8 protein-coding genes and 1 pseudogene are annotated in these 12659 nt (G+C 44.0%); 6 read left to right on the top strand and 3 right to left on the bottom strand.

All coding sequences use genetic code 11. From position 1 onward, the window contains the following. Positions 1 to 394 precede the first annotated feature (394 nt). From UTO39_RS22005 to UTO39_RS21985, 5 genes are all read left to right on the top strand, one after another. Positions 395 to 1006, top strand: coding sequence for an inovirus Gp2 family protein (locus UTO39_RS22005; RefSeq protein WP_235155519.1), 612 nt, complete (start codon positions 395 to 397; stop codon positions 1004 to 1006). A gap of 305 nt (positions 1007 to 1311) precedes the next feature. Then, entirely contained in the window at positions 1312 to 2190 is an 879-nt protein-coding gene (locus UTO39_RS22000) for a YafY family protein (protein WP_101743943.1), read from the top strand. Positions 2191 to 2224: 34 nt separating this feature from the next. Then, positions 2225 to 3070 carry a hypothetical protein gene (locus UTO39_RS21995; RefSeq protein ID WP_047738096.1) on the top strand — a complete coding sequence of 282 codons (846 nt, stop codon included), beginning with the start codon at positions 2225 to 2227 and terminating at the stop codon, positions 3068 to 3070. Beyond that, positions 3070 to 4515 (top strand): hypothetical protein, encoded by a 1446-nt coding sequence (locus UTO39_RS21990; protein ID WP_235155448.1) that lies wholly within the window; start codon positions 3070 to 3072, stop codon positions 4513 to 4515. The genes UTO39_RS21995 and UTO39_RS21990 overlap by 1 nt, the downstream gene beginning before the upstream one ends. A gap of 36 nt (positions 4516 to 4551) precedes the next feature. Continuing rightward, positions 4552 to 7074, top strand: coding sequence for a hypothetical protein (locus UTO39_RS21985; RefSeq protein ID WP_320728094.1), 2523 nt, complete (start codon positions 4552 to 4554; stop codon positions 7072 to 7074). Positions 7075 to 7263: 189 nt separating this feature from the next. Here UTO39_RS21985 and arsC read toward each other — a convergent pair whose 3' ends face one another. Beyond that, the gene (gene arsC / locus UTO39_RS21980; RefSeq protein WP_235155450.1) at positions 7264 to 7689 is read right to left on the bottom strand and encodes a glutaredoxin-dependent arsenate reductase; all 426 of its coding nucleotides are present in this window, start codon (positions 7687 to 7689) and stop codon (positions 7264 to 7266) included. A 12-nt stretch (positions 7690 to 7701) separates the two neighbouring features. Beyond that, positions 7702 to 7926 (bottom strand): annotated as a pseudogene (locus UTO39_RS21975) (ArsB/NhaD family transporter); the annotation flags it as partial. A 151-nt stretch (positions 7927 to 8077) separates the two neighbouring features. Here UTO39_RS21975 and UTO39_RS21970 point away from each other — a divergent pair. Continuing rightward, positions 8078 to 11953: an SIR2 family protein gene (locus UTO39_RS21970; RefSeq protein ID WP_235155451.1), complete on the top strand. Its 3876-nt coding sequence runs from the start codon at positions 8078 to 8080 to the stop codon at positions 11951 to 11953. A gap of 158 nt (positions 11954 to 12111) precedes the next feature. On the opposite strand, the gene UTO39_RS21965 is transcribed toward UTO39_RS21970, so the two are convergent. Further along, on the bottom strand, positions 12112 to 12659 hold a 548-nt coding region (locus UTO39_RS21965), incomplete at its 5' end, for a hypothetical protein (RefSeq protein WP_320728093.1).

The raw sequence follows: 12659 nt of genomic DNA, 5'->3' as shown, positions 1-12659 counted from the left end.
AGTTAAAGCATCGCGAAGCTGAAATGAAATTACGCCCATGCCCCCAATCGGACTGCATGTTTATATCATAAATATCATTATATAACCCACATGTTAACTTCGGAGTAAAAATAAATGATCACCAGCTAATAAAATCACACCTTGCATGACACGCATTAAAATTAACACCCCGGATTGGTAATATATACAAAAATATACTACACATCCAACCATCAACACACTCATCCATTGCAAGTATATAAACAACAATAGTCAATACACTCTGCACATATACACGCTCCCACAAATCAAACTAACAAACATTCAAATCAAAACCATAAATCACCATTTAATTACCTCATCAACCCAAGGTAAGAAACAACCCTAGATACTATACAGACAACAGGAATTTATGATGCTTAATGATATTTATCTTGATCAACGTCATGCCCCATTCAATACAATGTATCTGCAACGGATGCTTCGCGTGATTAATAACGCTACAGCACAATACCCACGAACAATGGTTGTCCGTGTAGACCTACGACTTCCTGATAACCACGATGAATGTAAGGCTGGTCTTATCTCTCGATTTATAGAATCGCTTAATGCAAAGATTGAAGCACGATATCGAAGCAAACTAAAGCAGGATATTCGATGCTACCCATGTCATTTACGTTACGCCTGGGTCCGGGAGGTTGGAGAAGTAAACAAGAAGTCTCATTACCACATGGTACTCTTTGTGAATAAAGATACTTTCAACGGGTTAGGGGTGTACGGTGAAGATGGAACTGGGTTAGCCAGCCTGATACAGGCAGCCTGGCTGAGTGCCTTACAGTTGAGCTCTCCCCCCGGATATCGAACGCTGGTACATATCCCGGACAACCCATTGTATTACCTGGACGTCAATAATTTAGACTACAAAACGGTTTACGATAAACTCACTTTCAGGCTGAGTTATTTTGCGAAGGAGCGCACCAAGTCATACAGCCGGAATGAACGCTCATTTGGCTGCAGCCAGTCCTGAGGCAAAACAAACTAAGTCTATAAAGATTTTTTCAGCCTGGCTCTAATCGACTGAATCTCAGCATACTCCGCTTTTGAAGCCTTGACACGTCAGTTGTTCTTTCACCTCTGAGTGGCTACTCGCGACTGCCTGCAGGAGACTGATTATGTTATTGACCGCAAAAGCCATTAACTGACTTTTCGACTTAATCTCCTTAAGTTATGTGAGAAATTTGCCGATATGAAAACATGATCCCCCAGTCGCTACTGACATGCCCTGTCAGTAGCGACTGGTAATCTCAAGGAAAAATCACAAGGAGAACGCGCATGAGCGGGCATGAGGTAATGGTACAAAGAATAACCGCTATTATTGCAGAACTTTACCAGTACGGTTTTGTATCACGTAAGAAGATGATGGACGAATTCAACATCAGTGAGCGTACTTTGTATCGTGATCTTAATCGTCTGGGCGACAGAATCGTCCCCGATGGTGATGGTATTTACAGGCTGGCTCCCGCTTACGCTAAACCTCAGGCTCTAAAAGAACAACAAAATCTCATCAATGCCCTGGGGATGGCAGAGTTATTCCCTGTAAAAAAAATCTTCTCCCAGCCTGACATGACTTCACTGATCATCAGATCGCTGCCCGGAGATCCAGAAGCGAAACGCGTACTTGAGAATAACTATAGTGTGTTCGATAAAGCGATTCGTGAAAATAGCCTTTGTGAATTTCATTATAAAGGGAAACATCGGACCGTCGCGCCTTATAAGCTTATTAACATAAAGAGCGTCTGGTATCTCGGTGCGGTAGAGAATGAAAAGGTTAAAGGATTCCAGCTCACCAAAATTCATTGGCTGAAATTTAAATCAGAGCACTTCACACCACAACCCCATATCACACAATACTTTGCTGAAGAAGATGATGTCTGGTTTTCTTTGGATAAGCAGATTGTACTCCTTAAAATTTCAGCCGACGTAAGCCATTTTTTTAAACGTCGAAATGTTCTGCCTGCCCAAAAGTTAATTCGTCAGGAACCTAATGGCGACTTGATCGTGCAAACCAAAATGGCACACGAAAACCAGCTATTTCCATTATTACGTTATTGGTTACCAAATCTCACTATTATTTCCCCGGTTAGCCTACAACAACTTTTTTATCAGAAGCTCAACCAGCAGATAATAGAAATGAAAAACCCATTGCAGTGAAATTATTTTTGACAACATACAGCAGGAGTAAAAAATGTTACGTGGTTCAGAAAGAAAAGAAGCATTAGCCAGTCTCAAAAGTGCAACTAACCGTTATGAAGTACAGGCTAAAGACACCCAGGATGAGATCACTGCCCTCTTTCTGTTACGCCAGAAATGCAGTAAGGACCTGATTGCCCGTGGTGAAAATTTTGTTAATCGACTGGCGAATACACCGAAAGAGTTTGATAAATCCTGGAGCGAATTGAAAGCGGAAATCGCTGAATTTGATAACGTGGTGGAAAAACTGGAAGAAGAATACCGCGCATCACATATTGGTAAAGGAACGGCTGCTGCGGGGGTTGCCGTTGGGGCGGGGGTCGCCGCATTTGCCCCTACGGCTGCGCTGGCGGTCGCAACAACTTTTGGTACAGCATCCACGGGTACCGCTATTGCTACGTTAAGCGGAGCTGCCGCAACAAATGCAGCCCTGGCATGGCTCGGCGGCGGCGCACTGGCTGCGGGTGGCGGTGGCATGTCAGCAGGAAGCGCACTACTGGCTCTGGCGGGTCCAATAGGCTGGGGGATTGGTGCTGTAGGCATCGCTGGCGGAACCCTACTAGCCCGTCGCAAAAACGGTAAAATCATTGATGAGGCACAACAGGAAGAGCGCCAGGTTCGCGCAAAAACCAGCGAACTTCGCGTGATGGAACGTGGTGCGCAAGAACTCAAGATGCTCACATCCGAGCACTATCATGGTACTGAAAGCATTATTGATGTGCTGGAAAAGGCTGCGCCTCAAGACTATTGCCAGTTTAATACCCATCAGAAAGATCAATTAGGGGCATTGATTAACCATATCAATGCATTATCAAAACTGATCAACAAGAAAATCCAGTAATGAGCATTAACCATAATACAGTTGGCGACCAGCTTATCGGCAGCGCGGTTAACGCCATTAATCAGACCCGCATTGATAGTGAACTGTTAAAACTATCGCAGCAGGATCGTGCATTTGAGTTGGCTGGCGAACAAATGCAAAAGGTGCGTGATTTCATCGCGTCACCGGGTAACATCCTGGGCTCAATGAGCACCAAACACGGTGAAATTGCTGAGCAGGTAGAAGTTGGCGTGCGCAATGCTCGCCAGGCAATAGAAGAAAGGGTTCAGGATGCCTCTGATCTTAGCGCCACGTTTGACGGAGTGGGTCGAACCGCTCCGGCGGATTATATGATAGATGGCGTTGACGTGCAGTCAAAGTTTATCAACGGAGTTAATAATAACCTGAACCATGTCCTTCAGCACATGGAAACCTATCCCAATTTTACCCAGGGAGAATCCTTTTACCATATCCCCAAAGACTCCTGGCAAACGATTCAGAATGTTATTGATGGGAAACCGGTGGAGGGCTTGAGCGAAAAAACAATACAGGCTATCAGGGATAAAGTTGCAGAAATTGAAAGTACAACGGGAAGATCCTTTAATGATGTCGTGCGTCCTGGAGTTTCTGATTACAAAGATGTTCAGTGGGGAAAAATTGACGAAACGCTTGATAAACATGATCAGGAATTAGCGGAACAGAACGAGGCAAAAAAAGCAGAAATTATTGACAATCACCAACCCTCCCTAAGTGAAGGCATGCGTGCAACCGCAATGGGAGCCGCTTTCGGTGGAACCTTTGCTCTTGTAACAGGTATATATAGCAAATACCGTGATGGTAAAAATATATTTCGTGGAGATTTCAACAGACAGGACTGGCAGGATGTCGGCTTAGATACATTGAAAGGTGCCGCTATTGGCGGTGTATCCGCCGGAACAATTTATACCCTGACCAATTATGCCTCTCTGGGAGCACCGTTCGCCAGCGCGCTGGTCACTGCCGCTAAAGGTGTAAGCAATCTTGCTCTCTCCTATCAGCGCGGTGAGATTAATGCTGATGAATTTACCGATCTTGGCCTTATCATCTGCGCGGAATCGGCCATCGTTGGCGCAATGTCTGTCGCAGGTCAGGCAATCATCCCTGTGCCTGTTTTGGGGGCATTGGTTGGTTCTATCTCAGGGAAGTTTATGGTTACCGTAGCTAAAAATCTGGACAGTAAAGCACGCCAATTGCTGGCGAAAAAAATGGAGCAATTTACATGTCGCTTAAGTGAGATTGAGCAGAAAGCACTCAACCGAATTTTGAACGAGTTCGCGGCGCTGGGTGAGCTTACCGCAGCTGCATTTAGCGTGGAAAACAATCGCCGGTTGCTGGAAGCAAGCATCACGCTTGCCCAAGCCCACGGTGTTGAAGAGGCGAAGATAATCAAAAATGCGGATGATCTTGACACATTTATGATGGCGTAGCACTCGAATAAAAATTACAGCAAGGATAAAACCACAATGCTACAGATAATTGGTGCGTTAATTTTACTGGTAATCGGTTTTGTTATTATAAAAGCGTTGTTTAAGGCATCTCTCAATATTCTAGGTGTGATATTAGGATTGGGTGCATTGATTGTTGCAGGCCCACCTTTATTGGCGGGCTATATTGTAGAGCGCGTAACCTATGCGCTTCACTCACGTTGGCTGCTGGGTGTACCTCTTGCCATAGCAGGAATGGTGATTAGCTTTATGTGGGGACTTGATGGTAAACATATTGCCTACGAAGCTTATTCATTTGATTCAATGAAGTTTATTTTAACCGCTGCATTTGCCAGTGGCCTGCTTGCAGTACCTGTACAAACCAAGGCTATTCTACAAAACGGGCTTATACCAGCCGATATCAATGCCAAACTTAAAGAGTATTATTGCTGTTTTTATACGTCTTACTTTTTGATGGCCTGCTCTGCGGCTACACCGTTTATAGCCTGGCAATATAATATCTCATCTTCACTGATGTGGTGGACAGGATTGCTATACTGGATAGCAGCCTTACTGACACAGTTCTATGCGGCAAACCAAATTCAGGAACTCAAGAAGTTAACTAATGCCATCAATACAGGGTTAAATGAGCAAAAAGCGATCAATAACAAACTTTGGCTGACGGAACTAAAAGAAGGAAGTAACCTCTCAGCAGAATTCGTAGAGACTATCTATCTCAAGTTGGTCTCACAGCATATTTTTCAGGGCGATACTCGAGAGCAGGATCTGGCTGGTGAAAACTGGCTTTTAAATGATGCCTGGTATGAAAGAAAGATGGCTGAATTTAATGAGCAGTTAAACAGTAAAATAGTACACTCATCAGATGAGCTAAGAAGCCTTTTTGGTAATAGGCTGAATTTACCCTCTGCTGCGAATGATGATCTCCTGAACCGTTATCTTGATGGTGGGAACTATTATTCTTTTTCGGATGGTCGAAAATTTGTCTCGTTTCACTATGTCGACGAGCTTTGTACCTGCACTTCATGCGGTTTGAGCGAGATTAAAAACGCAAAACACCAGGGCGGTGGTGGGAGCCAGGAATGGTATTGCTCTGATATTTGCCGGGAAACGGAAAAACTCTGCATTGAAATTCACAAGCGACCACAGGCTGAATTTATTTCCAGTGCAGCAACAAACGGTCTGATTCTCATGACACTCCCGGAGGCCTGGAATACTAACGAAAAAATGTTTGCAGTGGGAGGACAAGGACATGGTTTTGCAGCCGAACGGGGAAATCATCTTACTGACAAAATCCAACTAAAAGATGCACATATTCTCGGTGATGATAATGCGAAAAATGGTGCAGACAGGCTGGTTAACGGTTCAGAGATTCAGACCAAATACTGTGCAACCGCTGCACGTAGCGTCGGTGCTGGTTTTGACGGACAAAACGGTAATTATCGCTATTATGACAGTAACGGAACCCCAATGCAGTTAGAGGTTCCGAAAGACCAGTATTCGAAAGCGCTTGAAACGATGGAGAACAAAATTCGCGATGGCAAAGTCCCCGGCGTTACCGATCCTGCAGAAGCCACAAAACTTGTACGTCAGGGACACCTGACTTATAGCCAGGCACAAAACATTACTAAGTTTGGCACGTTCGAATCTATCACTTACGACATTGCGGAAGGATCTATCATCAGCCTCGCAGCTGGAGGTATCAGCTTCGGTCTGACAGCTTCTATTTTCTACCTTAATACCGGCGATCGTAAGGCTGCGTTGCAAACGGCAGCAATACAGGCAGGTAAAACATTTACCCGCACACTGACAGTTTATGTGACGGTACAGCAATTACACCGTATCAGTGCCGTTCAGGGGTTACTTAAAAATATTGATTTTGCCGCTGCCAGCCCGACAGTTCGTAATGCGCTTCAACAGGGAGTCGGAGCTAACAATCTCAACTCCCTTAACAAGATGATGCGTGGCACACTGGTTACCTCTTTCGCACTGGTCGCCGTGACCACTGGTCCGGATATGATCAAAATGGTGCGAGGTCGTATTTCTGGGGCACAGTTTATAAAAAATCTGGCAGTTACTTCATCTGGTGTGGCTGGGGGTGCAATTGGTTCTATTGCTGGCGGAATGATGCTTAGTCCATTAGGTCCTTTCGGTGCTTTAGCAGGACGCGCAGCTGGTGGCTTGTTAGGCGGTATGATTGCCACAGCGATTTCCAAAAAAATAGCGGGTGCACTGGTTGAAGACGACCGAGTAAAAGTGCTGGCTCTCATCCAGGAACAGGTTACATGGCTTGCAACAAGTTTCATGCTTACAGAACACGAACTTGAAAACCTGAACGCGAATCTGGCAAAAGTAATTGACCAAAAAACCCTGGAGGTTATCTTCGCCGCAAAAGAGCAAGACCGAGCAACGGCCAATATGCTGATTAAACCACTTGTAGTAAGTGTGGTTAAGCAACGACCGGTCCTGAGCTATGAACAATCGCAAATCTGCGAAATGGTCGATCAGCTTGATACATCGGTTTCATTATCTGCTGTTGCATAATGAAAGGTATAAATTCATTACCATCGTGATATGGTGCTTCAGACGAAGCAAACTTAAATACCATTAACCCCATGATACTATTGTAAAATCCAAAAAAAACAATGGTAATCATCATAATGAACTGGTTCGAACAGACTGCGGAAGAGTATGGAGAATTAACAAATAAGGGGGCATTTGCCCCCTTCATCTTTATTTCAGTCGTTTACCTGCATCATCAACGACTTTCTCGCCGTCTTCCTTAGCAAATGCGCCTTTTTGCGTATCCGGAAGAATATCCAGTACCACTTCGGAAGGACGGCACAGACGCGTTCCCAATGGTGTCGCCACAATCGGGCGATTAATCAGGATCGGATACTGAAGCATAAAATCGATTAACTGATCGTCAGTAAACTTATCTTCCGCAAGCCCCAGTTCTTCATAAGGCTCAACATTTTTACGCAATAGTGCCCGTACCGTTATCCCCATATCTGCGATGAGTTTGAGCACCTCATCGCGTGAAGGTGGATTTTCAAGGTAAAGAATAACGTTCGGTTCAGTACCTCTGTTGCGGATCATCTCCAGCGTATTACGCGACGTGCCGCAGGCCGGGTTGTGATAAATAGTGATGTTGCTCATATCAATATCTCATTACAAAGTGAAAGAGAGACGTAGCGCCAGCGCGGCCAGCGTTACAAACAGCACAGGCAGAGTCATGATGATCCCGGTGCGGAAATAGTATCCCCAGGTGATGGTCATGTTCTTCTGTGAAAGGACATGCAGCTAGAGTAGCGTTGCCAGGCTACCAATAGGTGTAATTTTCGGCCCCAGATCGCAGCCAATCACGTTGGCATAAATCATCGCCTCTTTGATAACGCATCATACTGCCAGCGGAATAACTCTCTTCGTCAATACGGCTCTCGCTGTACGCTTACCCATCTAGAGAGGTTTCAGGTGATTATCGATGTCAGAAGACTGAATGATTCAGTCTTTTACTTTGAGATAGATCAGAGGTTTTTCACTACCTGTGTTCATCACATGGCTACGAATAGTAGAATCCAAGCATAAATTAACGCTTAGAAAAGTTGAGCTCATGAGATTCCACCCTGAAGGGCCTTCCATACCCGATATCCTCTTAGAACGCTGTGATACAGGTCGAGTTGTATTTCTCTGTGGCGCTGGGGTTTCATTACCTTCAGGGATGCCAAGCTTTGTAGAGCTTACCCAGCATGTAATTGAATACTTTGACCCACCACACGATTCAGAAATCATGGCAGCATTTCGCCCATGGCTTCACGACCAATCTTCGGCTAATGTCCCTCTCGACCAAATTTTCAACCTCCTACATCTGGAATATGGCAAGGATGAGGTGAATGCTTTGGTATCAAAGCGTCTGGGGACTGCAAGAACTGATATAGAGATTGGACGTGAGCATGCCCTGATTAAAAGAATTTCCTCAAATCAGAGTGGTGTCCCACAGATTGTCACAACGAACTTTGACCGACTGTTCGAGGATAACCAAGCGCAAGATAATCTAACTCGATATGTGCCGCCAGCTTTCCCAAATCTGAATTTCGGTTCGACAATTGAGGGAATAACATATCTTCACGGCCGCCTGGTCGACGAAAATGCTGTAAACCATCCTTATGTGCTGAGCAGTGCAGACTTTGGACGAGCATATCTTTCAGAAGGATGGGCGACCAATTTTATTAAGCTTCTTCTGGAACGATACATCGTTGTTTTGGTCGGTTATCAGGCAGAAGACCCACCAGTTAAATACCTCCTTCAGGGTCTCAATCATGATGGCCAGTATGATCGTTCCAGACTTTATGCATTTGATCGCGGCCTTGCCGAGGATATCGAAGCCAAATGGCGTGACAGAGGAGTTACAGCCATAGCCTATTCCGATCATCCAGCTCTTTGGAAGACTTTGGAAGCATGGGCTGAGCGAGCAGATGATCCACGTCGATGGCGAGCTTCTATTATCGCTAAAAGCCAGCAAGATCCGAAAGTTCTAGCACCGTATGAACGTGGTCAACTTGCCCATATACTTCGCACTACACAAGGTGCGAAATTGTTCTCTGAAGCTGTTCCTCTTCCCCATCCAGAGTGGCTTTGTGTGATGGATGCAAATATTCGGTCAGCCAAACAGAAGAAAAGATACTACGAACTTGATGACAATGATGCAGAGACCTTCGATCCACAAGAAGCTTATGGGCTTGATGACGATCTGCAAGATATCTCTGAAGATGAACATAAACGTGGAGTGAGTAACGATAATCTCCTTGAATGGCGCGGCGAAGATGATAATCCGTCAGATTACCATCGCTTGGCTGGATGTTTGGAGACAATGCCGAAACGATTGAGCCATCTCATGGCCTGGTTCTGCAAATCTCTTGATAGCCCCGTGATGGCTTGGTGGGCTATCCGAAAAATCAGCATTCATCCTCTACTACTACAAAATATTGAACGCAATATTGAGCATTCAACATCAATCCACAAACGCTCCCGTCAACTATGGAGCTTAATTCTTGAGCATCATAAAGATCCCCGCAATCGTCGTTATGACGTCGATTGGTACGACTTAAAAGATCGAATTACAAACCAAGGCTGGACTACTGGTGTTTTACGAGAGTTTCGTAGGGTAATGACACCCCGATTGGAAATGAAATTGCCGTTTGGATTGGGTGAAATCAGACCGCCAAGCGGCTCCTGGGAGGAAATTCAGTTCAGCGAATTAGGCCAATTTGAAGTTGTGTTCACCGAAAGACATGATGACGATTTAGACGTACCTGACAATGTATTACTACAAGTATTTAGTGCTTTAGAAGCGCAAATAATAATTGCCTCCGGGATGTTAGAGGATATTGATACGTACTACTTTCCAAGCCCAAGTTGTTATCCAGAACGTGCGGTTGAAGGAGAAGAACATTTCGCGAAAGGTGCGGAGGTATTGACATGGTTTGTCCACCTTTTAGACCGAGTTGTTATGAAGTGGCCAGAATTGGCTAAGGCACACGTAACAACCTGGCCAGTAAAGGAGCCATTTTTCTTCCGAAAGCTTAAACTTTATGCATTCAGTAAAACAGACGTCTTTGAGGCTGACCGTGTTGCCGAAGAGCTTTTGTCTTTGGATCAAAGTGGATTTTGGGACACAAATGTTACCCGCGAACTTCTTTTTCTGCTCACTGATCGTTGGGAAGAATTCTCGCAAGAAAATCAGAATCGAATTATAGAGCATATTTTAACCGGCCCGAACCATTTACTTTATTTGCCTGAGGAAGACATTCCAAAACAAAGGGAGATACTGGCAGCTAGATACGCTCGCTATCTCGAACTAAACGGCTGTAAAATGAAAACTATTCATCGTGACCAACTAACTGCGATGATTAAAAGAATTCCTGACTGGAATGATGGCTGGGCTACATCTGTTGTCATCAATTGGGGTTCACGGACAGGTTGGGTTCGTACAGACGAAAAGCCAGATATAATCTTAGATCTTCCAGCAAACGAAATAATCCCAAAAGTAAAAGAGATACTTAAACGAGAGGATGACAGCTTTACTAGTAGGCAACCCTTTGTCGGATTGATAAAAGAAAACCCGCGTAAAGCTTTGTCTGCACTCGCTATTGCAGGGAGAGCCGGTGATTACCCTAAGGAATTTTGGTCGCCAATGATAAGTGAGTTACCTACAGAACTTAAACCAAGGGTGAGACGAGTATTCCTGAACCGAATTGTGCGGTTGCCAGTTACAGCTTTGGTCGAGTTACGACATACATTAAGTAACTGGCTTGAACAAAATTTAGCTGCGACTCTTAAATTTGATGAGGATCTCGGGTGGGCAGTTTACGATCATGTCATAGAGGGCATACTGAGCGGTGGGGCTGATGCAACACGGAGTGGTTTCGGAGAAGTTATCCGAAATGGTGAGGTTGTAATACAGTCTCGGCGTACATTCAGCCATGCAATCAATGGCCCTGTCGGTAAATGTACTCAAGCGCTTTTTCAAGTAATGCCAAGTGAAGAAAAAAAAGCTGGTTCGCTTATTCCGTATTCTATTAAGTCTCGTATTGAACGTCTTTTTACTGCACCAGGAGAAGGTGCGGACCACGCTATAGCTATAACGTCTCGCAATCTAAATTGGCTAATGTTTGTTGATCCTGCATGGGTAAAGGAATGGCTTATACCCCTTTTGGATTTAAAACATCCTGCAGCAGAACCAGCATGGAATGGTTATCTTCAGTGCAATGCTATGCCTTCAATTGCAGTAGCTGAACTTATTAAACCAGCTTTTCTTAACCTTATCCCTTGGATCGAATCTCTTTCTTGGGAAAAAGATTATTCAGTTCGAGCTTCGCAATGGCTTGGCTTAATGAGAATGTTTCACCCTGATGAGCCCTCCAGTCCTTCCAGGAATGAAATGCGCTCCATATTACGAGCATTATCTGACGAGGCTCGAAATCGTTTTATTTCCTGGTTAGGATTGGTCGGGCAGAAAAACGAGAGTGGCTGGGTTAAGTATGTGATCCCATTAATCAGAGAGGACTGGCCCAAAGAACGCCAATATAGAACCACGAGCTCTGTAAAAGCATGGATTGGTTTACTTGACGATACTGGCGATAAGTTTCCGGAGGTTTACGATTCAGTAAAAACATACTTAGTACCAATCGAGACAATTGATCATTTGTTCTACAGATTCACTCGGGAGCTCGGTGGTAAAGGAGCAATTGCAGCTATTTTTCCAGAAACCACGCTTGATTTAATGGACAAAATAACACCACTGATATTCACGCGTACATCAGGAGAGCTGCAGAAGATTCTTGAGCTAATTGAAGATACAGATACAAGTCTGATCAAGGATTCTCGGTACTTACGGCTTATTGCACTGGTTGAGAAAAATTAGCATTTATGGTTTTTTACCGTTGTTGATTACTCAGCAACACTTTTCGACATGCCGTAGCGCTTATCGCCTGTTCTTGACTAAGATGAGAAGCAGGCGTTAAAGTTTGGTTAAAGGAGAACCTCTAACCATTCCTTCTGGAAGAAATAATCTTTGGAGTATTATTGAAATTGCTCAAATATACCATGCAACCCAATAAATTTTATTTTTAGTGCAGGATCATGCCTTAGAACAGTCTCAAGTGAGTTCCGCTCATAAATTATTGATTGTGCTTGTATTGAGCCGTTCCATGAAGGCAAAAGCAGTAAAGCAGATGTTTCCAAATCAATACCCCACCAATCGTTAACATAGCAATTTAAAAAATCAACAAGAGCCTTAATCGCAATAAAAGCATCTTTTTCGGTATATATTTCAGGATCGAGGGATATACCTGATATATTACTTTTAGCTTGCTCGGAATTAATATTAGACTGGTGTTGATAAGCAATTATTCCTTCACCCGGTTTAGTTTCTATTGTATCAGTGAAAATTTTAATCTTAGGATGCACCAATGCATTTCGTTGTGCTATTAATTCTTTTATTATTTGTGTTTGAGTGGTTCCACGAGGTAAAGACATGTCTTTATGCCATTGAAGAGTATAGTCAAATTTATCAAGTGAAGAGAACCTGTCAATTTGATCTTTTAACTTTTGCGTTATTTCTATAGAAG

Origin of the sequence: Enterobacter sp. 118C5, from assembly GCF_034107645.1 — a bacterium.
GTDB lineage: Bacteria > Pseudomonadota > Gammaproteobacteria > Enterobacterales > Enterobacteriaceae > Enterobacter > Enterobacter nematophilus.
This window is presented reverse-complemented; position numbering and strand designations above follow the sequence as displayed.

Coding starts and splice junctions, on each gene's coding strand:
- UTO39_RS22005 (WP_235155519.1), top strand. CDS start 395: ATGCTTAATGATATTTATCTTGATCAACGTCATGCCCCATTCAATACA.
- UTO39_RS22000 (WP_101743943.1), top strand. CDS start 1,312: ATGAGCGGGCATGAGGTAATGGTACAAAGAATAACCGCTATTATTGCA.
- UTO39_RS21995 (WP_047738096.1), top strand. CDS start 2,225: ATGTTACGTGGTTCAGAAAGAAAAGAAGCATTAGCCAGTCTCAAAAGT.
- UTO39_RS21990 (WP_235155448.1), top strand. CDS start 3,070: ATGAGCATTAACCATAATACAGTTGGCGACCAGCTTATCGGCAGCGCG.
- UTO39_RS21985 (WP_320728094.1), top strand. CDS start 4,552: ATGCTACAGATAATTGGTGCGTTAATTTTACTGGTAATCGGTTTTGTT.
- arsC (WP_235155450.1), bottom strand. CDS start 7,689: ATGAGCAACATCACTATTTATCACAACCCGGCCTGCGGCACGTCGCGT.